The 25,011-nt window shown below is 73.3% G+C and carries 22 protein-coding genes; 7 read left to right on the top strand and 15 right to left on the bottom strand.

Going from position 1 to position 25,011, the window contains the following annotated elements; translation table 11 throughout:
• The first annotated feature begins 18 nt into the window (after positions 1-18).
• Together MTO99_RS00675 and MTO99_RS00670 are read left to right on the top strand one after the other, a co-directional pair.
• Positions 19-492 carry a VanZ family protein gene (locus MTO99_RS00675; RefSeq protein ID WP_243556087.1) on the top strand — a complete coding sequence of 158 codons (474 nt, stop codon included), beginning with the start codon at positions 19-21 and terminating at the stop codon, positions 490-492.
• Between the two features lie 2 nt (positions 493-494).
• On the top strand, positions 495-1,019 hold the full coding sequence (locus MTO99_RS00670; RefSeq protein WP_243556085.1) for a VanZ family protein: 525 nt from the start codon (positions 495-497) through the stop codon (positions 1,017-1,019).
• Here MTO99_RS00670 and MTO99_RS00665 read toward each other — a convergent pair.
• Genes MTO99_RS00665 through MTO99_RS00630 form a run of 8 tightly spaced genes read right to left on the bottom strand, consistent with a single transcriptional unit; the run spans position 940 to position 10,206 of the window.
• Positions 940-2,250 carry a UDP-glucose dehydrogenase family protein gene (locus MTO99_RS00665; RefSeq protein WP_243556084.1) on the bottom strand — a complete coding sequence of 437 codons (1,311 nt, stop codon included), beginning with the start codon at positions 2,248-2,250 and terminating at the stop codon, positions 940-942. The two genes, MTO99_RS00670 and MTO99_RS00665, sit on opposite strands and share 80 nt — an antisense overlap.
• 9 nt (positions 2,251-2,259) lie before the next feature.
• Positions 2,260-3,987, bottom strand: a complete 1,728-nt coding sequence (locus tag MTO99_RS00660; RefSeq protein ID WP_243556082.1) for a S8 family serine peptidase — start codon at positions 3,985-3,987, stop codon at positions 2,260-2,262.
• Complete coding sequence (locus tag MTO99_RS00655) at positions 3,987-5,129, bottom strand: glycosyltransferase family 4 protein (RefSeq protein WP_243556080.1); 1,143 nt, start codon at positions 5,127-5,129, stop codon at positions 3,987-3,989. The genes MTO99_RS00660 and MTO99_RS00655 overlap by 1 nt, the downstream gene beginning before the upstream one ends.
• Entirely contained in the window at positions 5,126-6,088 is a 963-nt protein-coding gene (locus MTO99_RS00650) for a glycosyltransferase family 2 protein (RefSeq protein ID WP_243556078.1), read from the bottom strand. The genes MTO99_RS00655 and MTO99_RS00650 overlap by 4 nt, the downstream gene beginning before the upstream one ends.
• Complete coding sequence (locus MTO99_RS00645; RefSeq protein ID WP_243556076.1) at positions 6,085-6,645, bottom strand: acyltransferase; 561 nt, start codon at positions 6,643-6,645, stop codon at positions 6,085-6,087. The genes MTO99_RS00650 and MTO99_RS00645 overlap by 4 nt, the downstream gene beginning before the upstream one ends.
• Positions 6,642-7,973 (bottom strand): wax ester/triacylglycerol synthase family O-acyltransferase, encoded by a 1,332-nt coding sequence (locus MTO99_RS00640; protein WP_243556074.1) that lies wholly within the window; start codon positions 7,971-7,973, stop codon positions 6,642-6,644. Before MTO99_RS00640 ends, MTO99_RS00645 begins: the two co-directional genes overlap by 4 nt.
• Before the next feature lie 12 nt (positions 7,974-7,985).
• On the bottom strand, positions 7,986-8,918 hold the full coding sequence (locus MTO99_RS00635; protein ID WP_243556072.1) for a glycosyltransferase family 2 protein: 933 nt from the start codon (positions 8,916-8,918) through the stop codon (positions 7,986-7,988).
• Positions 8,902-10,206, bottom strand: a complete 1,305-nt coding sequence (locus MTO99_RS00630; protein ID WP_243556070.1) for a glycosyltransferase family 4 protein — start codon at positions 10,204-10,206, stop codon at positions 8,902-8,904. Before MTO99_RS00630 ends, MTO99_RS00635 begins: the two co-directional genes overlap by 17 nt.
• Positions 10,207-10,466: 260 nt before the next feature.
• Between MTO99_RS00630 and MTO99_RS00625 the strand changes: the two genes are divergently transcribed.
• From MTO99_RS00625 to MTO99_RS00605, 5 genes are read left to right on the top strand one after another with little or no spacing between them, the layout of a single operon-like run.
• Entirely contained in the window at positions 10,467-11,306 is an 840-nt protein-coding gene (locus MTO99_RS00625; RefSeq protein ID WP_243556069.1) for a hypothetical protein, read from the top strand.
• Between the two features lie 3 nt (positions 11,307-11,309).
• The gene (locus MTO99_RS00620) at positions 11,310-12,893 is read left to right on the top strand and encodes an O-antigen ligase family protein (protein WP_243556067.1); all 1,584 of its coding nucleotides are present in this window, start codon (positions 11,310-11,312) and stop codon (positions 12,891-12,893) included.
• On the top strand, positions 12,890-13,759 hold the full coding sequence (locus MTO99_RS00615; protein ID WP_243556065.1) for a glycosyltransferase family 2 protein: 870 nt from the start codon (positions 12,890-12,892) through the stop codon (positions 13,757-13,759). The genes MTO99_RS00620 and MTO99_RS00615 overlap by 4 nt, the downstream gene beginning before the upstream one ends.
• Positions 13,756-15,270, top strand: coding sequence for a lipopolysaccharide biosynthesis protein (locus MTO99_RS00610; protein WP_243556063.1), 1,515 nt, complete (start codon positions 13,756-13,758; stop codon positions 15,268-15,270). Before MTO99_RS00615 ends, MTO99_RS00610 begins: the two co-directional genes overlap by 4 nt.
• The gene (locus tag MTO99_RS00605) at positions 15,267-16,199 is read left to right on the top strand and encodes a GDSL-type esterase/lipase family protein (RefSeq protein WP_243556062.1); all 933 of its coding nucleotides are present in this window, start codon (positions 15,267-15,269) and stop codon (positions 16,197-16,199) included. The genes MTO99_RS00610 and MTO99_RS00605 overlap by 4 nt, the downstream gene beginning before the upstream one ends.
• A 66-nt stretch (positions 16,200-16,265) precedes the next feature.
• Here the strand turns inward: MTO99_RS00605 and MTO99_RS00600 are convergent, their stop codons facing one another.
• From MTO99_RS00600 to MTO99_RS00570, 7 genes are all read right to left on the bottom strand, one after another.
• A complete protein-coding gene (locus MTO99_RS00600; RefSeq protein ID WP_243556061.1) occupies positions 16,266-17,222 on the bottom strand; it encodes a glycosyltransferase in 957 nt (318 codons plus the stop codon).
• Between the two features lie 51 nt (positions 17,223-17,273).
• Positions 17,274-18,842 carry a sugar transferase gene (locus MTO99_RS00595; RefSeq protein ID WP_243556060.1) on the bottom strand — a complete coding sequence of 523 codons (1,569 nt, stop codon included), beginning with the start codon at positions 18,840-18,842 and terminating at the stop codon, positions 17,274-17,276.
• A gap of 249 nt (positions 18,843-19,091) precedes the next feature.
• Positions 19,092-20,309, bottom strand: a complete 1,218-nt coding sequence (locus tag MTO99_RS00590) for a glycosyltransferase (protein ID WP_243556040.1) — start codon at positions 20,307-20,309, stop codon at positions 19,092-19,094.
• Positions 20,306-20,866: an acyltransferase gene (locus MTO99_RS00585; RefSeq protein ID WP_243556038.1), complete on the bottom strand. Its 561-nt coding sequence runs from the start codon at positions 20,864-20,866 to the stop codon at positions 20,306-20,308. Before MTO99_RS00585 ends, MTO99_RS00590 begins: the two co-directional genes overlap by 4 nt.
• An 18-nt stretch (positions 20,867-20,884) precedes the next feature.
• On the bottom strand, positions 20,885-22,189 hold the full coding sequence (locus MTO99_RS00580; protein WP_243556037.1) for a hypothetical protein: 1,305 nt from the start codon (positions 22,187-22,189) through the stop codon (positions 20,885-20,887).
• Positions 22,190-22,353: 164 nt separating this feature from the next.
• A complete protein-coding gene (locus MTO99_RS00575; RefSeq protein WP_243556035.1) occupies positions 22,354-23,688 on the bottom strand; it encodes a polysaccharide pyruvyl transferase family protein in 1,335 nt (444 codons plus the stop codon).
• A gap of 132 nt (positions 23,689-23,820) precedes the next feature.
• The gene (locus tag MTO99_RS00570) at positions 23,821-24,987 is read right to left on the bottom strand and encodes a heparan-alpha-glucosaminide N-acetyltransferase domain-containing protein (RefSeq protein WP_243556033.1); all 1,167 of its coding nucleotides are present in this window, start codon (positions 24,985-24,987) and stop codon (positions 23,821-23,823) included.
• Positions 24,988-25,011 lie beyond the last annotated feature (24 nt).

Here is a 25,011-nt window from a genome sequence, read left to right as displayed (position 1 = left end):
CAACTCTACGATGGGGCGATGGGCGAGCGTTCACGGAGCAGGTCGAGCACGATCGCGCGCGCGCTGCTGGTTCCGTACCTGGTGCTGCTGGCGCTCATCGTGTTCCTGCCGGCCCGCGAGGCGGGTCGGGTGACCGGCATCGTGGGGTGGGCGGCCGAACTGCTCGCCGGCTTCGGCGTGCCGCGCGAGCCCGCTGCCGTGGCGCTCGAGTTCCTCGCGAACGTCGCGCTCTTCGTGCCGTTCGGGGTGCTGCTCGCGCTGGCGTGGCCGCGGCTCGGAGCGTGGTCGGTGATCGGCATCGGCGCGGCGACCGCGACCGTCATCGAACTGGTGCAGCTCGGCATCCCGTCACGGGTGAGCACCGTGTCGGATGTGATCGCGAACACGACGGGCACCGCGATCGGCCTGGTGCTGGTGCTCGCCGTCGCGGCAGGCGCCGTTCATCGTCACCAGCGCGTCGTCCGATCGTCACGGCGGCGGACTATCCTGTGATGATGTCGCCGACGAGTCGGGTGTCGTTCGGGGCTGCGGTGGTCGGGAGATCGAGACCGCTGCCGCCCGTCGTCGTCGCCTACGCCGTCGCGCTCGGCCTGGTGGGATTCTGGCCGCGTCCGGTCGACCGGGCGTTCGCCGGGGTGGCCGATCTGGTGATCGCAGCGCTGCACGCGATGGGCGGCCCGCCGTGGCTCGACCCGGCCTTCGCCGAGCGCGCTGCGAACGTCGCCCTCTTCGTCCCGCTGGGGTGGCTGGTCGCGTCGGCGGCGCGCCGACGGATGCCGGCGCACCTCGCCGTGATGCTGGCCGGCGCGGTGGGCGCGGTGGCGAGCTCGCTCATCGAGTTCGGGCAGGCGGTGCTGCTGCCGGCCCGGGTGCCCAGCGAGGGCGATGTCGTCGCGAACCTCCTGGGGGCGCTGGCCGGTGCGGCGATCGTGTTCGCGATCAGCCGCGACCGAGTGCGTGATATCGCCAGCCCGCCGCGCGCCATGCCGACGGGTCGAGCACGTTCCGCCCGTCGATGACGGCGCGCGACGCGACGAGGTCGCCGACCTCGTTCGGGTCGAGCACGCGGTAGTCGGCCCACTCGGTGACGAGGATGACGAGCTCGGCTCCGCGCAGCGCCTCTCGCGGGTCGGCGACGTAGTGCAACTGCGGATGTCTCGCGCGAGCGTTCTCGATGCCCTCGGGATCGGTCGCGACCACGTCGGCTCCGAGCCCTTTGAGCTGCACCGCGACGTCGAGCGCGGGTGAGTCGCGCACATCGTCGGAGTCGGGCTTGAACGTCACGCCCAGTACCGCGACTTTCCGCCCGAAGACGGTGCGCCGATCGCCGCCGAGGATCTCCCGGGCGAGTTCGACGACGCGGTGACGGCGGCGCAGGTTGATCGCGTCGACTTCCTTCAGGAACGCGACCGACTCCCCCCGACCCAACTCCTCGGCCCGCGCCGTGAACGCCCGGATGTCCTTCGGCAGACACCCGCCACCGAACCCCACCCCCGCGTTCAGGAACCTCCGCCCGATCCGGGTATCATGCCCGATCGCATCAGCCAACTGCGTGACATCCGCCCCCACCGTCTCCGCGATCTCCGCCATCGCATTGATGAACGAGATCTTCGTCGCCAGGAACGCGTTCGCCGCCACCTTCACCAACTCGGCCGTCGCGAAATCCGTCACGATCCGCGGCGTCCCCGCCTCGATCGCGCTCGCGTACACGCGGTCGAGCACATCGGATGCCTCGGGGCTGCGCACTCCGTACACCAGCCGATCGGGCTGCACCGTGTCCTTCACGGCGAACCCCTCGCGCAGGAACTCGGGGTTCCACGCGAGCGTGGCGTGCGGCGCGACCTCGGCGAGCCGATCGGCGAGCCGCTCGGCTGTGCCGACGGGCACCGTCGACTTGCCCGCCACCACCGCACCCGGCGCAAGATGCGGCAGCAGCGCGTCGAACGCGGCATCGACGAACCGCAGATCGGCGGCGTGACCGCCCGCCGCCTGCGGGGTGCCGACGGCGAGGAAGTGCACCTCGGCGCCCGCGGCATCCGCTGGATCGGAGCTGAACCGCAACCGACCCGAGCCGAGCGCACTCCGCAGGATCTCAGGAAGACCGGGCTCGAAGAACGGCGGATCACCCACCGCGAGCCGGGCGATCTTGCGTTCGTCGATATCGATGCCGACGACCTCGTGGCCGAGCTCGGCCATCGCGGCCGCGTGCACGGCTCCGAGATACCCGCAGCCGATGACCGAGACTCTCATGCGCCTCCCTTAGTTTCTGATCGTGACCGTGATGGTGGAGCTCGTCGCGGTGTTGCCCGCCGCGTCGATCGCCCGCGCGAGCACCCCGTAGGTGCCGTTCGGAAAGCCGCGGGTGTCGAGGCTCAGGCGCCAGGTGGCGCCGTCGGCGAGTCGCACCGCATCGCCCAGCTTCGTGGTGCCCGAGAAGAAGGCGACCGAGGCGACGCCGCTCGCGTCGGTCGCCGTCGCGGTGGCCGAGACGGTGCCCGCGACCGTGCTGCCCGAGACCGGCGACGTGATCGCGACCGACGGCGGCGTGCGATCGGGGACCGGGGTCGGGGTGGGCGTCGGCGTCGGCGTGGGCGTCGGGGTGGGCGTCGGCGTCGCGTCCGATGGCACCGTCGAGGCGAGGTATCCGTAGTACTTGCCCGCCACCGGGCTGAGCGGATCGCCCTGGTAGCGGTGGCCGCGCGCGGCCGCATGCTCGGCCTGCTGCAGCACGGTCCGCCGGACGGCGGCATCGGTGGCGCCACGACACTCGCCTCCGACGGCGAGGCAGTCGAGCACGACCCCGCTGACCGCCGCCGCCGACATGCTGGTGCCCGACTGGATGATGCCGTACCGATTGCCCTTCAGCGTCGTGTACGGGCACATGCCGGGCGCCGCGAGCGTGTGGGCGGTGTCGGCGCCCACGGCGAAGCTGCTGTTCAGGGCCGGGCGATCGTCGGGGGTGCTGACCGCGCACGGTGCGCGCCCGAGTCCGCCCGGTCTGCCGTCGTAGTCGGCGACGTTGGTGGCCGCGAGCACCTCGTCGTATGCGGCGGGCACGACTCCGGCGAGACTCGCGTCGGAGTTGCCCGCGCTCGCGACCACGACGATGCCGCGGGCGGTGAGCGCACAGATCGCCTGGTGCAGCACGTCGCCGTTGCGCCGCCCGCAGTCGCCGTCGTCGGCGCCCGGTGCGCCGAGGCTCAGATTCACCACCCGGATGTCGTAGCGGGCCGCGTTCTGCGCCACCCAGTCCAGGCCGCAGAGCAGCGTGCTCGTGGTGCCCCGGTTGCGGTCGTCGAGCACCCGCACCGAGTAGATCGGCGCCCCGGGCGCGATGCCGACGGTGCCGTCGGCGTCGTCGTAGGCCCCGAGGTATCCGGCGACGGCCGTGCCATGGCCGTTCGCGTCGCCCGCGGTGCCCGAACCGAAGCAGTTCACCGCCTGCCGCAGGTCGATGTCGGTGTGATCGCTCACGCCCGAGTCGATGACGGCGACCGCCGGGCCGTTCCAGTCCGTCGTGCCGTCGCCGGCCCGAACCGGCGGTTCGTCGGCCTCGACCGCCGGCACGTGGGGCGGCAGCGTCTGCGCGAAACCCTCGACGACGAGCTCGGGCGCGATGCCCTCGACGAGCGGGCTCGCGGCGAGCCTGCCCGCCTGCGCCCCGGTGAGCCGAACACTCACCCCGTCGAGCACCTCGCGGTACCGCTCCGTCGGCGCCAGCCCGAGCGCGGCGACCGCGAAGTCGGCCGCGTCGTCGGAGACGAAGCTCACGGTGTACGTGCCGGCCGGCAGCGGCTCGGCGGCCATGGGCGTCCCCGCCGCGGTGATGGCCGCGCCGGTGCCGAACGCGAGGCCGCCGACGAGCAGCAGCGCCCCGGCCGCAAGTCCGCTGCCTCGGCGGCCGCGAGCACGCAGAGCGCCCGGGCTGGCCGGGAAACCGCGGCCGCTCAGGCCGCCCGGCACCTTCGGGATCCGCTGCGAGGCCATCATCGACTCCCGACCGGTTCACGGTGGGCCGCACCCGGCGGTCGACCTGCGACGGACGGCCCGTGCAGCACCGCCCGGTACGCATCGAGGGTGAGCCCGGCGATCCTCGGCCAGTCGAGCTCGGAGAGATCGGGACGGTCAGGCCGCTCGGAACGCGCCCCGCTCCCCCGGCCGGCCCAGGCGATCGCATCGGCGAGCGTCGCGGCATCCAGTTCGCCCTCGTAGCAGCGCACCCAGTCGTCGCCGACCAGCGCGGCGAGTTCTCGCATCGCACCGATCGCGGGCACGAGCACGGGCCGGTCGGCCGAGAGCGCGAGAATCGCCGAGCCCGAGTTCTGGATGCGCGTGTACGGCAGCACGACCAGGTCGGCCGCGCGCAGCCACCGTGCGAGCCGGTCGTCGGGCTGGAAGCCGGTGGCGAGCACGACGCGCGGGTCGCGCTCGGCTGCCTCGGCGAGCTCCCGGGCGAGTTCGGGAGACGATGCCCGGCCGGCGATCGCGATCTGCAGCGTCGGGTCGTCGAGCGCGCGAACGACCGACAGCAGCCGCGGGATGTTCTTGTAGGGGCGGATCATGCCGACGCTCGCGATCACGGTCGCGTCGCGTCGCAGCCCGAGCTGCTCGCGCGCCTCGGCGCGCGTGGCGCCGAAGTCGTAGTCGTCGCGATAGTGGCCGTGCGGCGTCACGAACGCGGGGATGTCTCGAAGCTCCGGATGCCCCGTGCGAGCCGCGTCGACGCCCTCCTCGGTGAGCGCGAGGATGCCGTCGACGTTGCCGAGCAGCAGCCGACGGTAGCGCGCGTGCAGCGCGGGCGTGGCGCGCCGCTCGTGCGGTTCGACGTTGTGCACCGTCCACACCAGACGGGTGCCGCGCAGACGCGCGATCCGCAGGAAGGTGAAGAACAGCGCGAGTCGGGCCCGCATGCGCCAGGCGCGATGCCCCGACAGGAAGGTGAGCTCGGGCCAGTGCAGGTGCACGATGTCGGTGCGCCGCACGAGCAGCCGCAGGTAGGAGAGGTCGCGCACGTCGACGCCCTCGCGCTGCAGGCTGCGGGCCAGGTTCGCGTTGTACGGGTTGGCGTGCGCGGTGCGGAACGCGGGTTCGGCCTCGACGCGAAGCGCGCCCGGCACGCGCGCGCTCACGCCCGCACCTCTGCGGCCTCGCCCCCGAGCAGCCGCGGCTCGGCCTCGGGATACCCGGTGCGCCAGTCGGCGCGCCGCCGCCACACGATCGACCAGCTCGGCTCGGCGGCGCGGGTGACCCGTTCGAGCAGCGCCCGAAGGCCGGCGCCGGCCTGCAGCAGGACGATGCCGAGCGCGGCGGCGGGCCCGCGCCGCACGCGGCGCAGCAGCGTCGCCTTGCCCGCCATCACCAGGCACATCTTCGCGCCGCTCGACGACGAGGATCCGCCGACCTCGTGCACGATGACGGCATCGGGCACGATGACCGGCCGGTAGCCGAGCCGGCGCGCCCGCATCGAGAACTCCGCGTCCTCGCCGTACAGGAAGAACGCCTCATCCATGCCGCCGATGCGATCCCAGTCGCTGCGCCGCGCGAGCAGCAGGCAGCCCGTGACGATCGGCACGGTGCGCACCGAGTCGCGCTGCCACCTGCCGAGCGACTCGGGGTCGAAGACGCGCGAACCGCGGAACGCCGTCGTGAGCCCGGTCGCGAAGCACACGAGCGACCACAGTGTCGGTGCTCCCCAGCAGGAGCTCGGGTCGAGCGTGCCGTCGGGCCGCAGGGTGCGCCCGCCGTAGACCCCGTACTCGGGGTGCGCCTCGGCGTGGTCGACGAGCCGTTGCAGCGAGCCCGGCAGCACGAGCGTGTCGGGATTGAGCAGCAGTACGGCATCACCCGACGCGTGCGCGACGCCCAGTTCGACCCCGCGCGCGAAGCCGAGGTTGCCGCCCGCGTCGACGACCACGGCGTCGGGGTGGGCCGCCCGCACGGCGTCGGCGCTGCCGTCGGTCGACCCGTTGTCGACGAGCACGATCTGCAACGGCACCCCGTCGTGCGACGCGGCGATCGAGGCGAGGCATGCGAGCGTCGCCTCGCGCGTGTTGAAGCTGACGACGATGACGCTGACCTGCGCGATCATGCGACCCGCTCCTCGGTCGGCACGTCGGCCGGGACGTCGAGCGGCCGGGTGCCGATGACCTTCGCGGGCACGCCCCCGGCGATGCAGTTCGCGGGCAGGTCGCGGGTGACCACCGCGCCCGCGCCGACGATGGCGCCGTCGCCGATGGTGACGCCCGCGACGACGACCACGTTCGCGCCGAGCCACACGTCGCGCCCGATCAGGATGTCGCGTTCGAGCTTCGGCTGGTGCATGACGTTGCGGCCCTGCACGATGCCGTAGTTCGATGCGGTGATCGTGACGTTCGGTGCGAGCAGGCAGTGGTCGCCGAGCGTGATGCGGCCCGTCGAGTCGCCGGCCCACACCACCGAGTGCTCGCCGATGTGGGTGCCGGCGCCGAGCGTGATGCGCTCGGCGTTGCGGAACGACACGTTCGGCGCGAACGTCACGTTCGGGCCGCGGGTGAGCTTCGGCACCTGGCGCACGTGCGAGTACGCGTCGAAGTGGGCCAGGCGCAGCCGGTGCACCCAGACCCGGGGGTCGAGGATGGAGCGGAGGAATCCGAGCGTGCGACTCATGCGTCCAGCACCTCCTCGACGGCGGGTTCGGCGACGGCTTCGGCACCCCGAATGGCGCGTTCGAACTCGGCGACCACCGGCGCGAGATCGATGCCGGCGCTCGCGGTGACCGCGAGCGTGAAGCGGCGGTGGTACGACGAGGCGAAGACGGCGATCTCGTCGCGGGGCTCGAGCACCGGCCACAGCGTCATGGCGTGCACCTCGGCTGGGCCGAAGTACGCCCGCCTGGGACGCCATGGCAGGTACGACGCGTACCCCGCCCTCGGCTCCAGCCCGCCGCTGCCCCCACCGTCGCGGGCGCCGGCGACCTGCCGCGCGACGATCGCGACGAGGTCGCCGAGCGAGCCGCCGTCCGCCGCAGTCACCCGCGTCATCACGATGTGGTTGCGCTGTTCGCCGCCGTTGCCGCGCTCGCGTTTCGAGATCGGCACGAGCAGCGCGGCCTCGTCGGGCAGCACCCGGGCGACGGCGCGCAGCGCGAGCGCCACGGTCAGGTCGCTCACCGAGCCGCCGGCGGCACGGGCGACCGCGCGCACCTCGCCCAGGTCGAACTCGGCGAGCGCGGAATGCCTCGGGGGGAGCATCCGTTCGATGAGGCCTCGGCGCGCGATGATGCGGTTGCGCACCGGGCGTGCGAGCCGCCCGCCCCATCGGCGCAGCCGGCGGCGGAACGGCTTGCGCGAGTACTCGCGCCAGGCCCCGCCCAGGCCGGGCTGCGCCGACCACCAGACGCTCGCAGCCGCGAGCAGCAGCCCGGTGCCCGTGCGCGGTGGCTGCGGCGCCTGCGCCAGCGCCGCCCGTTCGGCCGCGGCCGCGTGCGTGGCGAGGAACGGCCGGCCGTCGACGAGCGCGTCGATCAGGCGCATGCCGTAGATGCCGTCGCCGAGCGCGTGCTGCGCCCGGCCGATGAGGGCGACCTGGCCCGAGTCGAGTTCGGCGACGAGGATGTCCCAGAGCGGTCGGTCGAGCCGCATCGGCCCGTTCCCTCGCCCTGAGAACAGCTCGGCCCGCTCGGTGCCGTCGCCGACGACGGCCGGGTGGAACCGCACGTGGAAGGCGTAGTCGAGCTGTTCGACGGCGACCCAGGCCGGCGCCGTCAACCCGAGCGGGGTGCGGCGAAGTCGGCGCGACATCGCCGGCATGCGGGCCACCGCCGACCGCACGAGGTCCACGATGAGTTCCCGGTCGAGCCGGCCGTCGGGTGCGCGCAGCGGCCCGCCGTCGACGACCATCGTGCACGCGGGCCGGGCGGCCTCGAAGGCGACGGAGTTCGCGATGAACTTCTCATCGAGCGTGCCCATGAGCTCGACGGCGGCGTGGTTCGGCATCGAGCGCCCTCCTCAGGCCAGGCCCGCCCTCCCCGGCTCTGCGGCCGGGGAGACGGGCGTCGGTCGATGGTCATCGACGAAGCGCTCGCCGTCGAGCCGCATTCGGGTGCTTCGGGCGAGGCCGGCCAGGATGCCGCGCAGCATTGCGCGATCGGCGGCCCCGCGACGGGCGTGGCGGGTGTGGCGCACGGCGCGCACGGCGGTTCGTTTCAGCAGGATGCCGAGCATCGGGATGCCGACGGTGGGCCGGGTGCGGATCCACTTGTTCGCCATCGCACCCAGGCCGAGCCCGTATCCGCGGTGCAGGTCGGTGTAGGCCTCGCCCTCGCGGGTGTTCACGTGGTGCACCACGGCGCCCTCGTCGTGCACGAGTGCGTATCCGCTCTGCAGCACGCGGCAGAACGCGTCGAGGTCTTCGGCGCCCGCGAACTCGCGGCCGGCGCCGAGCACCTCGTCGAACCCGCCGAGGCCGAGGATGAGTTCGCGCCGGAACCCCATCAGCGCACCGTGCCCGCCGTCGAGGCCGTCGAGGGTGCGCTCGAGCCGGTCGACTCCGGCGATCGACGACGGTTCGGTCACGAGCGTGTGGTCGAGCATGCGCCCGGTGACCGCGCCCACCCGGGGGTCGTCGAAGTGCCGCAGGATGCGGTCGGTCCAGCCGTCGAGCGCGACGCAGTCGTCGTCGGTGTAGAGCACGTAGGGCCGGTCGGTCGAGGCCAGCCCCAGGTTGCGTGCGATCGAGAGACCGCTCACGTCGCTGCGCACGGCCCGCACGCCCGCGTCGGCGGCGACGTCGAGCGTCGCCGAACCGGTCGACGCGGAGTCGACCACGAGGATCTCGGCGCCGAGGGGGGTCGCGGCGACGATCGACGCGAGCGACCGGGCCAGCATGTCCGGGCGCTCGCGCGAGCACACGATGACGGTCAGCTCAGTCGGCGCGGGCATGGGCCGCTCCCTCCGCCGCCGACGGGCGTGCGCCGGATGCCTCGTCGGCGACGGGCTCGGGGGCGGCACCGGGTTCGCGGCGCGCGACCGGCGCACCGGCGGCGACCAGGTCGCGCGCCGCGCGATAGGCGGCGACGAGCGCGACGTTGGCGGCCGCCCAGGTGAGGTCGTCGGCGTGCGCGAGGGCACCGGCGCGCAGCCGGGCGAGCTCATCGGGGTCGGTCGAGAGCCGGTCGAGGTGCCCGACGAGTGCGGCGACCTCGCCCGGCTCGTGCACGAGCCCGTGCACGCCGTGTTCGATCACGGCGCCGGCCGCGCTCGAGACCAGCGGAACGCAGCCGGCGAGTTGCGCTTCGTAGGTGACGAGCGCGCTGCCCTCTTCGAGGGTCGGCAGCACGAGCACGTCGGCCTCGGCGAAGACGTGCGCCGGCGCATCGGAGAACCCGAGGCACTCGACGCTCGGGTGGTCGAGCTGGTCGCGCAGCACGTCGCGGTAGGCCGGCACGAACTCGCCGTAGACGAGCAGGCGCCCGTGCTGCGACGCGGTCGACGACAGCCAGGCGCGCAGCGCGTGATGCAGGCCCTTGCGCGGCTCGCAGCGTCCGACGAACACCGCCGTGAACGGCCGCCCCGGGTCGTCCCGTCGGGCGGGCACGGCGTCGGGGCGCGCGCCGTACCGGTGCCGCAGCAGGCGCGCGCGCGGGAAGCCGCGGTCGAGGAAGGTGCGTTCGACGGCGGTCGAGGGCACGAGCACCCCGGTCGCGGCATCCCATTCCCGCTGCTCGATCGCGAGCCGGCTCGCGTTGAAGGCGTGCGTCGCCCGCTGCGGCAACTCGATGCCGAGCGCGGCGAGCTCGCGGGCGACCACGGCGTAGGCGTGGGCCGTGTGGGTGTTCGGGGCCTCGCGCACCGCGGCGATGCCGAGGTCGCGGGCGAGCTCGAACGTGCGCAGCGATGCGAGCGGCCAGCCGTGCACGACGTCGGGCCGAACCGCCCGCAGTCGCGCGGCCGCGCGCCGATCGTGCCACGAGTAGGCGCGGTCGCCCCCGAGCAGGGCGTGCGGCACTCGGCGACCGCCGACCGTCATCGTGCGGGTGAGCGAGGCGACCCCGTCGACGGGGCGATCGACGGCCGCGGCGACCAGGTGCACCTCGTGCCCGGCGGCGACGAGCTCGGCGACCTGGTTCGATGCCGTCCAGCCGATGCCGGGCGCGCCGATCGGGTGAGGGAAGCTGTACAGGATCCTCAGTCGATCCTGATCCCTCGGTCTGCGGGTGACGTCCGTCATCTGGGCCTCACTCGGGGTGACTCGATCGGGCTTTCATGACAGCGCAGCCCGGGCGCATGCCACAAGGGGTCGGGGCCGCTGGTCGACGAATCGACGCAGAGGATTTACATGCTCGCAATCTTCCGCAGCCTCATCGGTAATACCCCGGCTGAATCATGGCCACGTGCCCGCTGCGGTGGGGACTCCGAATACGGGCATCGGCGCCCGGGCAACCGTACTCTCGGCAACCGTCGTCCGAATCGGAAGGAATCCGCCCGCTCATGGACGTTCCCAAGTACTTGCAGACCCTCTGGTCGTACCGCGCACTGCTCGGTGTCGGCATCGTCGTGGCGGTCGCCGCCGCGCTCCTGGCCGGCTTCACGATCAAGGACGGCGAGGTCGTCTCGCGCGCCGATCGCGTGTACACGGCGTCGACCACGGTGCTGCTGGGCAGCGAGAGCAAGCCGCTGTTCCAGGCCGAGGTGCCGGGCGTGCCCATCGAGCAGGGCACCACACCGCCCGAGCAACTGGACCTCACCTCGACGGCGGTCGTGTACGCCTACCTGGTGAGCGGCACCGAGATCTCCGAACGGGTGCAGGCGGTCGTCGGCGAGTTCGCCGACGGCGAGCTGCTCACCGCGGTGCGGCGCACCACCCAGCCGGCCGGCGACGAGTCCTTCCCCGGCCGGCTCACCCTGCCGATCCTCGACATCGTGGGCGCCTCGGGCGACCCCGAGCGGGCCGAGCAGATCTCGCGCACCGCGAACGACGTCTTCCAGAAGTACGTGACGAGCGAGCAGGACGCCGCGAAGATCCCCGAAGAGAACCGGGTGCAGCTCACCACGATCAAGCAGAGCGACGCCGTCGAAGAGGACGGGTCGAACCCCGCGATCCCGATCGTGGTGACCGGGCTCGGCGTGTTCCTGCTCTTCGTCGCCCTCGCGTTCCTGCTCGACAACGTGAAACGGTCGAGGGCGCGGCGTCGCGGTCGCCCCCGTGCCGGCGCAGGCGCGACGCCCGACGAGGCATCCGAGGCATCCGAGGCGCTCGACGAACGCGAGCTGCACGACGTGCTCACCGGGTCGCAGCCGGTGTTCGCCGGCGAATCGCGACCGGACTGATCCGTGGCAGGCACCGCCGTCTCGTCGGGCCGCCGGGTCGCCCCGGGTGAGGGCGCCCGCGCGAACGCGCGCGCGTCGATCGCCACCGCGGTGGTGACCTTCGCCGCGCTCGCCAGCGCGCTCGTGCTGCCGCCGATGGTCGCGGGCGGCGCCCTGCTGGCCGTCGCGCTGCTCTACCTGACGCGCACCCTGGTCTTCAGCTGGACCGGGGCGCTCGTCGCCCTCGCGGCGGTCATCATGCTCGTGCCGATTCGCCGGTACGCGCTGCCGATCCCGCTGCCGTTCGCGCTCGAGCCCTACCGCCTGCTCATCGTGGTGCTCATCGTCGCGGTGACGGTCGCCCTGCTCGTCGACCCGGCGTTCCGCTGGCGCCCGGTGCGGTTCGGCTGGCCCATCGGCGTGTTCATCGGCACGATGCTGCTCTCGATCTCGGTGAACGGCGCGGGCCTGGTCGAGCAGGGCCTGGCCGCCGCCGCGGTCGGTGCGGTGGTCAACATCCTGCTGCTGCTGAGCGTGCTGTTCACGGCCCGCCAGCTGCTCCGCGAGGAGCGGCACGTGATGCTGCTGCTGACGTTCCTCGCGTGGGCGGGCGCGGCGGTCGGGGTGTTCGCGATGGTCGAGAAGGTCACGCGGCAGAACGTGTTCCTGATGCTCGGCAATGTGCTGCCGCTGACGCTGCTGCGCGAGGAGGGCGAGTCGCTGCGGGCAGGAGGCGCCCGTGCCTACGCGTCGGCGCAGCATCCCATCGCCCTGGCCGTGCTGCTGTGCATGCTCGTCCCCATCGCGATCTACCTCGCGAAGTACGCCGGCTGGCCGCGCAACGAGATCAACCGGCGCATCGTCTACGGCGTCGTCGTCGGGTGTCTGCTGCTCGGCGTGCTCGCCGCGATCTCGCGCACCGCGGTGGTCGTGCTCGCGGTGATGTTCCTCGTGACGCTCGTGTTCCGCCCCTACCTCGCGATCACGCTCGGGCTGCTCGCGCTGCCTGCACTGCTGCTCGGCATGGCGGTGCAGCCGAAGATCGTGGGCGAACTCGTCGGCTCGTTCTTCGACCTCGACTCGCTCGTCGCATCCCAGTACACGTCGGCCGGCTGGGGCGGCGCCGGGCGGCTCGCCGACCTCGAGCCGGCCATGCGCGAGGCCGCGACCCTGCCGTTCTTCGGCACCGGCCCCGGCTCGCGCATCGTCATCGGGGAGGAGCGCAACGCGTACATCCTCGACAACCAGGTGCTCGGCACCCTGCTCGAGACCGGAGCCGTGGGCGTGATCGGCCTGGCGGTGTTCGTGCTGGCTCCGCCGATCATGCTGCTCGCGTTCGCGTTCCGCAGCACCGCGGCGCTGCGACACCGCTTCCTCGCGTTCGCGATCGCGATCTCGTGCTCGGGGTACGCGGCGGCGCTCTTCTTCTACGACGCGTTCGGGTTCATGCAGACGTTCCTCGTGCTGTGCCTGCTGCTCGCGTGCGGTGCGTGGGTGCTGACCGAGGCGCCGAGCAGGGTGCCGATCGCTGCGCCGGGCACGATGCCGCGCGGCACGCCGAACCCCGAGCACCGCCCCCGCCCCTCCGCACCGGAGCCCGCCGCATGACCGCCCGGATGAGCGTGGTCGTGCCCGCCCACGACGAGGCGGCGATCATCGGGCGGCTGCTGCGTCGCATCGTCGAGGGCGACCCCGACGGGCGCATCGAGCTGGTGGTCGTCGCGAACGGATGCACCGACGACACGGCGCGCGTCGCGGCATCCGTGCACCCTCGCGTGCAGGTCGTCGAACTCGACGAGGGATCCAAGATCGCGGCCCTGAACGCCGGCGACCGCGCCGCGGTCGCGTTCCCGCGCGCGTACGTCGACGCCGACGTCCTCATCTCGGCGACGACGCTGCTCGACCTGGCCGACGCGCTCGACCGCCCCGACGGGCCGCTGGTCGCCGCGCCCGGACTGCACGTCGACACCTCGGGCGCATCGGCCGCGGTGCGCGCCTACTACCGGGTGTGGGCCCTGTCGGAGTACCGCGGCGACGGGCACATCGGGTCGGGGGTGTACGCGGTGTCGGCGGCAGGGCGTGCGCGCTGGGCCGAGTTCCCCGACGTGATCGCCGACGACCGCTTCGTGCAGCAGCAGTTCCTCCGCGAGGAACGGCTGACGCTCGCGCACGCGTCGTTCACGGTGCGCGCGCCGCGCACGTTCCGCGCGCAACTCGCCCGGGCCACGCGCATCCGCACCGGCAACCGCGAACTGCCGGCATCGCTGCAGGTGGCCGCAACCGCTCCCGCGTCGGCGCGCTACGGCGCGCTCGTGCGCAAGGTCGCGAGGCGCCCGCGACTGTGGGGTTCGTTCGCCGTGTACTGCGTCGGCTACGGCGTGCCGATCGTGCGCTCGCGCGTCGACGCGCTGCTCGGCCGCACCACCGGCTGGAACCGCGACGAGACCGTGCGGGCGGAGGCCGCGCGCACATGACCGGCACCGCAGAGCGCGACCGCGACCCGCGGCGCGAGCAGCTCGGGCACAAGGCGTCGCGCGGCGTCGCGGTGACCATGGGCGGGCTGTGGTCGAAGACGCTCATCCAGATGCTCTCGACGGTCGTGCTCGCGCGTCTGCTCGACCCGGCCGACTTCGGGCTCGTCGCGATGGTGATGGCGATCGTCGGTGTCGCCGACCTGGTGCGCGACTTCGGCATGACGGGCGCGATTCTGCAGGCGCGCGCGCTCGACGCGCGGCTGTGGTCGAGCGTGCTGTGGTTCTCGGTCGCGCTCGGCCTCGTGCTCACGGCGATCGTGGCCGCGAGCGCGCCGCTCATCGCCGCGCTGTTCGACGAGCAGCGACTCGTGGTGCTGACCCTGGCGATCGCACCCACGCTGCTCGTGAACGGGCTCGCCATGCCGATGCAGGCCAAGGTGCAGCGCGATCTGCGGTTCGGCACGCTCGCGAACGTCGACGTGGTGTCGATGGCGGTGGGGGTGGCGGGTTCGATCGCCGCGGCGTTCGCGGGCTGGGGCGTGTGGTCGCTCGTCGTGCTCGCCGGGCTCGGGCAGGTGTACCGGCTCGTCGCGCTCTGGGTCGCCGCGAAGCCGCGCTTCGGCCGCCCGCGCATCGAGCGTCGAGTGCTGCCGCTGGTCACCACCGGGGGCAGCATCTTCGGCGTGCAACTGCTGAACTACGCGGCGCGCAACCTCGACAACGTCTTCATCGGGCAGCAGCTCGGGCCTGCCGCGCTCGGTCAGTACACGCGCGCGTACGCGCTGTTCCTGCTGCCGCTGCAGCAGCTCACGGGGCCGCTCGGCCGGGTCGCGCTGCCGGTGCTGAGCGCCCTGCAGGACGACGCCGACCGCTACCGCCGGTACATCCGCGGCGCCGTGCTCGTGATCGGCTACCTGTCGCTGCCGACGTACGCGGTGCTCGCCGCGGTGTCCGACCCGCTCATCACCGTCCTGCTCGGCCCCGACTGGGGGCACGCCGCGCAGATCTTCAGCATCCTCGCGATCGCGGGCGTCGCCCAGGCGATCGGCAACGTGCAGGGATGGCTCTACATCACGCTCGGGCGCGCGCATCGGCAGTTCGCCTACTACCTCGTGACGCGGCCGATCGTGATCGGCGGATTCCTCGTCGGCCTGTGGTGGGCGGGCGTGAACGGGCTCGCGCTGGTGTACGGCCTCACCACGCTCGCCCTGCTGGTGCCCGGGTTCTGGTTCGCGATCCGCGGCACGTTCGTACGCGGCGGCGACATCCTGCGGCCGGTGCTGCGGCCGGCGCTGCTCACCCCGTTCGTCTTCGCCGCATCGTGGGCGACGGTGCAGCTGCTCGACCTGCCCGAGTTCGTCGAGCTCGTGCTCGGCGGCGTCGCCGGGCTCGTGCCGCTGGGGCTCGCGATCGCGGTTCCGGCGTACCGTCGCGACCTCGCGCAGATCGTCGCGTTCGTGAAGAAGATGCGCCGGCCGGCCACGGCGGCGTCGACGGGAGAAGACGCATGAGGCGATCCGGTTCGAGGCTGCGGTTCGGCGGTGGGGGGCGTTCCGCTTCGGGACGCTCCACTTCGATCAGGGTCGGATGCCTCGCAGCGGCGCTCCTCGCAACGACCGCGCTTGCGGGCTGCACCCCGGCCGAGCCGCCCGTCGCGACGCCGACGCCCACGCCGACCGCCGCCTCACCGCTCGAGGGCATCGCGACGCTGATCGCCGTGGGCGACTCGATCACGCTCGGCGTGAACGCGTGCGGCGAGCTCGCCCGGTGCCCCGCTGCGTCGTGGGCGACGGGCGCCGATCCGGCAGTCGAGAGTCTCGCCACCCGCATCGGCCGGGCCACCGGCGTCGCGCCCGAGGCATCCGTCGTCGCGGGCGAGGGCGCGCGCATGGGCGACCTCGTCGACGACGTGCCGCGCATCGTCGCCGACGACCCCGACCTCGTGGCCGTGCTGCTCGGCAGCAACGACGTGTGCGCGCCGTCGACCGACCAGATGACCTCGATCGACGCGTTCGCGTCGGCCGCCGAGCAGGTCGTCGGCGGCCTCGCCGACGCATTGCCCGACGCGACGGTGCTCGTGCTCTCGGTGCCCGACCTCGAACAGCTCTGGAACCTCGGCCGCGCCTCCGACCAGGCGGTCGGCGCGTGGTCGCGGTCGCCCGCGTGCCGGTCGCTGCTCGGCGAACCCCGGTCGGATGCCCCCGCCGACGTCGCCCGCCGTGCCGACGTCGCGGCGCGGGTCGACGCGTTCGACGCGGCGCTCGCCGATGTATGTAGCACCCGCGAGAACTGCGTCTTCGACGACGGCGCGGTGCACGCCACCGCGTTCGGCGTCGACGACGTGTCGCACGTCGACTTCTTCCACCCGTCGGTGTCGGGTCAGCGCGCGATCGCCGAAGCGGCCTGGGACGCGCTGACGCGCGAACCGACCGCGGGGTGACAGCCGCGGACGCGGCCGCACGCGGCGGGCCGGCCCCGCCCGGAGCCGGCCCGCCGCCCGCTCCCCTCAGGCCGCCTGCTCCAGCACGAACGGCGGCGCCGCGACCCGGCGGGTCGTGCGCGAGGCCGCGTAGGCGAGGTCGCCGGCCGTGAGCTCGTCGGCGTCGCGCATGATCGCGAGCTCGCGCCGGTCGAGTTCGGCGCCGATCTGCACCTGGTGGTCGTCGACGTGCTCGCGGTGCATCGCGCGGCGCGGCACGAGCACGGGGAACTTCTGCTGCTCGAGCGCGGTGATGGCCGCGCCGGTGCCGCTGTGCGCCACGACGACGTCCGCTTCGGCGACCGCCTGCTCGAGCTCGGCGTGCGGCACCGAGGCGCGTCCGTCGGCGATGCCGAAGGGCGTGACATCCTGCGCTCCGGTCTGCCAGAGCACCTCGTCGCAGTCGGCGAGCAGCGGCACGAGGGTTCGGTAGAGGCGGTCGAACCGGTACCCCTCCTGCGTGCCGACCGACACGACGGCGCGACGCACCGGCCGGGGCGTGCGCTCGGCGACCGGTTCGTACTCGTCGAAGATCGACCCGCGGTACTGCCATCGGTCGGTCGCCCACGCCGGGTACTGCGTGTAGGTGGGGATGCCGCCCGACATGCGGATGAGCCGTCCGCTGACGCTCGGTCCGGTCGCGCGCGCGGCGCTCTCGATGTAATAGGAGGGGATGCCGCGTTTGCGGGTGAGCGGCAGGAAGGCGACGGCGGGGCTCGAGCCGGTGCTGATCGCCCGCTCGAACGTGCGCCCGCGCAGCAGGCGACGCGCGAGCGCCCGGATGCGCAGGATGTTCATCGCGTCGCGGGGGGCGGCGAACGGGGCGTAGATCACCTCGCGGTCGGCGAGGATGCTGCGGCTCAGTCCGTTCTCGAACGTCACCCACGTCTGGTCTTCGGGCGGGATGCCCATGCGCTCGGCGAGGGTGTGCAGTTGCTTGAGGTGTCCGCCGCCGGAGCAGACGAGCAGGGTGTTGTCGGTCATTCCGGGCTCCTCTCGGGTGGGAATCGGGTTGGGATTCGGCTGGGAGTCGGATCAGTACGCACCGTCGCGTCGCAGCACCGCGCGCACGGTGCGCAGCAGAATGAGCAGGTCGCTCGTGACGGACCAGTTCTCGACGTAGTAGAGGTCGAGTTTCACGCTCTCGTCCCAGCTCAGGTCGCTTCGTCCGCTCACCTGCCAGAGCCCCGTGATGCCGGGTTTGATGAGCAGGCGCCGACCGTCTCGGTGCTCGTAGCGTTCGACCTCGTCGGGCAGCGGCGGCCGCGGGCCGACGAGGCTCATGTCGCCCTTGAGCACGTTCCACAGCTGCGGCAGTTCGTCGAGCGAGTACGCGCGCAGCACCCGCCCCACTCGCGTGACCCGGGGGTCGTCGCGCAGTTTGAAGAGCACGCCGTTGCCGTCGTCGCGGTCGGCTGCGATCCGGTCGCGCAGCGCTTCGGCGTCGACGACCATCGAACGGAACTTCAGCATCGTGAATCGCGCCCCGTGCGCCCCCACCCGCTGCTGACGGAAGAGCACCGGCCCCTCGCTGTCGAGGCGCACCGCGACCGCGAGCGCGGCGAACAGCGGTGCGAGCAGCAGCAGCGCGAGTCCCGCGAGCACCAGGTCGAGCCCGCGCTTGACCGAGTGCGCGAACCCCGAGTACTGCGGCAGGTCGACGTGCACCATGGGCAGCCCTTCGACGGGCCGCAGGTGGATGCGCGGGCCGGCGACGTCGGTGAGGCGCGACACGAGGATGAGCTCGACCTTCGAGTTCTCGAGATCCCAGCCGAGGGCGCGGATGGCGCCCCGGCCGCCGGGCAGGTCGCCGGCGATCATCACGGCGCGCGTGCGGGTGCGCTTGGAGACCTCGACGAGGTCGTCGCGTGCGATCTGCGGCAGCGCGCGCATTCGAGCGGATGTCTCGTGCCGAGCCGTGCGATCGGCGACCGGGTCGCCGTGGGCGACCGAGTCGCCGTCGCCGTCGGTGAGGGCGATCGCGATGGGCCGGTACCCGGCGCGCAGATTGCGGTGCAGGGCGTCGACGACGCGTTCGACGTCGATCGTGGAGCCCACGACGATGGCCCCGGTGAGGCAGCGACCGCCGCGGCGAAGCGCCTGCAGCGCCTGACGCCAGAGCACCCGGCCGATGAGCAGCAGCGCCAGCCCGACGGGCAGCGCCACCCCGAGGTATCCGCGTGCCAGATCGATGCCCGACAGGTACGCGAAGATCGCGACCGCACCGAACGCGATGAGCGTCGCGTTCGCGACGCGCTGGTACTCGGCCACGCCGACCCCGATGATGCGTCGCTCCCGCGACCGCAGGGCCGACAGCGCCGCCATCCACAGCACGCCGATGCCGAGCCCGGCGATCGCGTAGGCGATGTCGATGCGGCGCGCACCGAGGCCGACGGCCTCGATGCCGAACCGCGCGATCTGCGCGACCACGAGCGACACCGCGATGGTGACGGCGTCGGTCGCGGTGATGGCCGAGGCGAGTTTCCGGGGCCAGGCGAGGCTGCGCGGCTGGTACGCGACATCGGTGCGAAGCGGGTGGCGGTGCGGCGCGCGCTTCGGGGTGTGCGGCGGCTGGACGGCCGCCGAGAGGGTGGTCTCTGACATCGCATCGTCCTGGACTCGAGTTCGCTTGGGTGCGTGGACCTCGAGCCGGATCGCCGACGCGAGGGGCGTCGACGGCGACGAGACAGTGGTGCGTGGTGCGGAGTTCGGGTGTCGTCAGCGGAGCTTCGGGTGAGGATGCTCCGGTCGCCGGGTAGCCCTTTCGGTGCGACGAAACCCACGCTAGGCAAGCCGGTCGACGGCGCGGAAGCGGTCGGCGGGGAGATTAACCTGATCGATCGCCGGTCGACATCAACCGGTCATATTCGGGTTGCCGAGTGCGAGCCCGAGCACCGCCCGATGGCGGGATTCCCACGAGTTCTCGGTGATGAACCGCTGCCGCTCGGGCTCTGCCGCGGGCCCGTCGGCGAGCGCGTCGTCGATGACGTCGACGAAGTCGGCGACCCGGTCGACGAGGCGAACGCGGTCGCCCAGTCCGCGCACCGGGGGCAGGTCGATCGACACCACCGGGGCGCCGGCGGCGAGGTATTCGTAGACCTTCAGCGGGCTCATCGCCTCGGTGAGGCGGGTCACCCGGTGGGCGAGCAGGGCGACCTCGGCGTGGCGCAGGGTCGCGGCGAGCTCGGCGCGCCCGACGCCGGCGTGCACGTGCACGTTCTCGAGCGTGCCGACGCCGGCGAGGTAGCCCGGGTCGGGCTGGGGGCCGACGAGGACGAGCTGCACGTCGGGCCGCGCGCGGGCGAGCGACTCGATGCCCTCGACGTCGAGCCGGGAGTCGAGCGTGCCGACGTAGACGGCGCGCGGGGCGGGGATGCGGTCGAACCAGTCGGGTGCCGCCGGCGCCGGGCCCAGCCACTCGCCGGGTTCGACCCCGTTCGGCACGACCAGGTGGGGGCCGGTGGGCGCGATGCGGTCGATGATCTGCTGCGACACGGCGGCGACCGCCACCCCCGTGTCGGCGATGCGCCGGTACGCCTCGCGGTAGGCGGGCCAGTACTCCCGACGCGCGGGCGAGCTCGACCAGTCGTCGCGGCCGTAGTACGTGACCCGCCCAGCCCACGAGAAGTCGCCGAATCCCGCCGCGAGCGGGTTGGCCGTGATCACCGCCGGGGTGTCGAGGTCGGCCGCAGCCCGCGCGATCGACCGGCCGTACGCGCGGTACGACCGCTCGACGGCGGCGAGCGCCTCGGGGTCGCGCCGGCCGAGCCGCAGCGGCGTGTGCAGCCGGCGGCCGCGGCCCGACGGGAACGGCTCGTCGAGCCGCAGCACCCGGCGGCCCGCGGCCGTCGGCGCCCACCGCCACGGGTTCGCGACGACGAGGCGGCGCACGCCGGGGTGGTCGATGAGGTGGCCGGCGAGCCGGTCGGGCGGGCGCATCATGCCGCGCCGGCACGCGTCGTTCCAGGTCTCGTACGAGAACGTGAACACCACGTCGAGCGGTGCGGTCGAGCCGTCGGCGGCGCCGGTCCCGGCGGCCTGGGGCTCGACGAGGTCGTCGGCGCGGGTCATGCGGCCAGGCTCCGCACGACTCGGGCGGGGCTGCCGACCGCGACGGTGCGCGGCGGCACGTCGTCGCGCACGACGCTGTTCGCGCCGATCACCGCGCCCGCCCCGATCGTGACGCCGGGCAGCACGACCGCGTTGTGGCCGATCCAGGCCCCGCGGCCGATGCGCACGGGTGCGACCCGCGCGATCGGCTGGTCGCGGATGAACGTGTCGGGGTCGTCGAACCCGTGCGAATGGTCGGAGATGTAGACCCCGCGGGCGATGCCGACGCCGTCTTCGACGACCACCTCGGCGACGGCGGTGATCGAGGTCTGGTTCATGCGCACCCGGTCGCCGATGACGATGGCGGGCGCGGCGAGGTCGCGGCGCGGCACGAGCAGCCAGGAGCCCGCACCGATGAGCACCCCGTCGCCGATCGAGATGAAGTCGGCGTTGCCGACCCGGAACGGCAGCAGAATGCGCGAGTCGCGGCCGAAGCGGTGGAACCCCCGCGCGGCGATGCGGCTGTACGCGGCGTCGCGCGCACGCTGCATGGCGAGCAGCACGTCGAGACCGTTCATCGGGCTCCTCTCACGGGGTCAGCGCCAGATGCGCGCCAGCAGGTCGTCGGTGGGCCGAGGTGCGAGGGCGTCGATGTCGGCGGCGCTCCACTCCGAGAGCGACGGGTCGACGTTCCATCCGCCCGATCGCGACGGGTTCTTGGATCGCGCCTTCAGGTACGAGGTCGCCGAGCGCTGCACCTCGCCCCACGAGGTGTCGTAGAGCGAGCCGAGCACGAGCGAGTCGTAGGCGTAGAGCTGGCCCGGCTCCCCCGTGCCGTTGATCGCCTGCGCGAGGGTCGCCTGGTGCGCGCCGTCGGGCGTGGGATACCGGGTGCGCACCGCGAACAGCTGGGCTGCGGCGATGGAGTGGTCGAGGGTGAAGTAGGGCGTGCCGAGGTTCGGGTCGTTCGGGTGCGGCCCGCCGAGTTGCAGGGCGCAGTTCAGCCCGCCGAACACCACGGAGTCGCGCACCGTGAGGCCGCGGGTGAACCCGCGCCCGTACATCTGCAGCGCGTCGAGGTGCTGATCGCCGCCGGCCGGGCGGAACACGGGTGCGATGTAGCATCCCTCCCAGGTCGATGCCGAGAGCGACGCACCCTCGCCGGTCGCGTAGCCGAACGGATCGTTCGTGTCGATGCGCGAGTCGGGCATGACCACCTCGTACACGTCGCACTGCGTGACATCCGTCTTCGAGGCCGTGATGCGCAGGCCGGTCTGCACCTTGGTCTGCGCGACGCAGGTGCGCGAGCAGTCGGTGAGCAGGATGAATCGGGCCGTGAAGCGCGCGAAGGTGACGCCGAGCACGCGATCGAGGCGCATCGAGTCGGCGATCGTGACGGTGCCCCAGCCGTCGCGCGGACTCACCAGCACGTTCTTCGGCCACGTCGCCTTGCCGAGGTTCGCGAGCACGGGGGCCGCGCTGGCGGCGGCGCCGAAGCCGGGCAGCGCGCCCGGTCGCACGCGCACGTGCAGGCCCTGGGCGATGTCGGCGTCGGTCGCGGCGGCGATGGCGGCGCCGATCGCCTTCCAGGTGCAGTCGACGTCGACGGTTCGCACGCCGGGCCCGCCGGGCACCGGCGTGTGCGCCGGCCAGTGCGTGCCGTTGGGGCCGAACGACGGCACCCGCGCGGGCGCGCCGCTCGCGTCCACGGCGTCGACCGCGTCGGCGAGCGGAGCGGGCTCGGCGGGCTCCGGAGTCGGCGGCGCGGACCTCTTCGCGCCGGTGTCGGCACCGCCGTCGGCGAGCGCACCGATGCCGACTGCCGCGCCGACGCCGACCACCACGGTCGCGGCGGCTGCGGCGGCACCGACGATCACCGATCGGCGGCTGATCTCGGACATCCGACTGCTCCTCTGTTCGCGGGACCCGTCTCGAGGATTCGACGGCGAATCGATGCGTGGGAGACACCGCGGAAGGAGCCGGATCCCCGGCGCACTCCCCCTCGGATGTCGCGCTGCCTCATCGACAGCATGACACGGGCCGCGCCGTCGTCGCGGGGTCGCCGTCAGGTGGAAACGAGGTGTTCACCCTGATGAAACACCGGCGTCGCCGTGAAGCTGCGTTCGGCCAGCGAGCGCACCGCGGGCAGGCGCTCGGCGATGCGGGCGGCGATCTCGTCGCGGTCGGCGAGCACCTTCGCGAGTCGTGACGGCAGCTCGGCGGCGAGCGCGGCTCCGGGTTCGACGCACAGCGCCGGCAGGTCGAACAGGGCCATGAGGCCCTCCACCTTGCCCTGGCTGGCGATCGTCACGGCCGGCACGCCGGCCATCAGCGACATCACCGCGAGGTGCATGCGACCGGTGATCACGATGTGGGCTCGGGCGGCGAGCTCGCGCACCTGCGGCGGCGCGAGCAGCCGGTCGACGAGCACGACGCGTTCATCGCCCGCGAATCGATCGGCCAGGTCGCGGCAGTGCGGCAGGTCGTCGGCCCCGGGCCGCGACACGTGCGGCACGATCACCACCCGGTCGCAGGTCTCGAGCAGGTCGTGCACCACGGCGGCGTTCGCCCCGGCGGGCACGTGCGCGGCGATCAGCCCGCTGACGTTGACGAGCGCGATGCGCTCGGCGCCGTCGAGCGCGCGCGCGAGGTCGTCGGGCAGCGGCGCGAGCGAGCGGGCGGTGAACACGAGATCGGCGGCGAGCACGACACCGCCGCGGTCCGGGCTCCCGCCGGCCGAGGAGTGCCCGACCGAGTCGGACGCGCCTCGAGACCCCGCGACATCCCCGCCCAACCGCCCCGCCGACACCGGGTCGCGCGGCGTGAGCAGCACGCCCGCCTCGGCCGCCCGCCGCATCGCCCACCGTGCCTTCGGGTGCGGTGCCGTGTTCCAGCTGAACCCGACGATGCGGCTGTCGAGCCCCGCCTCGGCCGCACCCGCCGCGATCAGCGCCCGGTTGGCCGAGGCTGCGGCGTGGTACGCGCCATCCATGATGTCGGCACCCAGCACCGCGACCGTCGTGCCGCGCGCGACATGCGCCCGCAGCCGGCGCAGCCCGCGCGCGAACTGCAGGGTGCCGCCGTAGAGCAGCATCGGCATCGGCAGCACCTGCACCCGTTCGCCGTAGGAGCTGAGGTCGAAGTCGTCGGCGCGGCGCGTCACCACGACGACGTCGCCCTCGACGTGCTCGAGGTAGGCGCCCACGAGCGCGGCGTCGCCGATGTTGCCGCCGCCCGGCGGGGCGATCACGACCTGCCGTGCCGACCCCGCCCCCGATCCCGCCCGCGCCTCAGGCGGATCGGCGAGCACCGCGCGGGCGATGGCCGCGTGCAACCGCGGCGAGAACCCGGCGCGAATGCGTCGTTGCAGCCGACGGGCGGAGGCGATGATGCGCGACATGCGAACCTTCCGTGCTCGGTGCGGCGCGCGACCGGAGGCCGCCCACCGTGAGGTCACGCTACCGAGCTCGTGTTACGGGCACGTGCCCATCGGGTGTCGGTTCGGGGCAGCCCGCCGGCGGCGGCCCCGCCCTCACCGCACCCGCGCCCGACCGCTCGCGAGCCGGATCGCCTCCTCGAGCGGCCCGCGCCCCACGAACCGCCGCCAGAGCAGCGCGAACACCATGCTGCCGGCGATGAGTCCGATGAGCAGCGGCCACGAGTCATCCGTCAAGCGGCCGTCCTCGACGCGGATCGACCCGGCGATCACCACCAGGTGCGCCGTGTAGATGGTCAGCGGCATCGACCCCATCGCGGCGAACGGCGAGAGCACCAGCCCCGCGACCTGTCGCACCCGTGGCCAGGTGAGCGCGGTGAGCCAGACCGCGACCGCCACGACGAGCGCGGCGAAGCCGACGTTCGCGACCGCCCGCAGCGACTCGCCGAGCGCCGCCGAGTACAGCGCCTCGGCGTGCATCGCGTCGGCCTGCGCGGCGCTCGCCGCGCCCGCGAGCGCGCCGTCGAGCGCCGACGAACGATCGAGCAGCGCGGTCGCGGGGGCGAGCAGCAGCAGCATGACGGATGCCCCGACTCCCGCCGTCCACGCGACGACCGTCGGCCGGGTCGCGCCGAGCCGCGCCAACCCGAGCCCGATGAGCATGATCGGCACCCACTCGACCACCGGGTACGCCCCCGACACGAACCAGTCGACCGGCAGCGCCCAGCCCGCCGCACGCGCGTCGGCCACCCACTGGGTGCGGCTCGCGAGCACCGCGAGGCCCGGAGCGACCGCGAGCAGCGCACTGCCGACCGCGAGCATCACCCACGGACGCAGGAACAGCAGCGGCAGCATCAGCAGGAACGCGACGCCGTACACGTCGAGGATCACGAACACGAGCGGCCGCAGCCCGCCCGTGATGACGAGGCCGAGCACGATCAGGATGAGCCCGCGGATCGCGAGCTGCACGCGCAGCCTGCGCCGGGCGCCGCCCGGCCCGGCGGGCACCGGCCGGGTTCCCCCGGTGAGGAACCCCAGCCCGAACCCCGCGCACAGCGCGAACAGCAGCCGCGGGCGCTCGTCGGCGATCGCGATCAGCGCGGCCGCCTCGGCGGTCGCCGCGGGCGGGGCGACGTGCGCCACGAACATGCCCACGAGCGCGAGCCCGCGCGCGATGTCGACGCCGTCGATGCGTCGCGGCAGCGGCACGAGCGGATGCCCGGATGTCTCGGGCCCCGCGTTCGAGGCGGAGGCTCGTGGCATCCGTTCGTCTTCGCCGGATGCCTC

It is taken from the genome of Agromyces larvae (assembly GCF_022811705.1).
GTDB classification, from domain to species: domain Bacteria; phylum Actinomycetota; class Actinomycetes; order Actinomycetales; family Microbacteriaceae; genus Agromyces; species Agromyces larvae.
The sequence above is the reverse complement of the archived record's forward strand: the minus strand, read 5'-3'. Positions and strand labels throughout refer to the sequence as shown.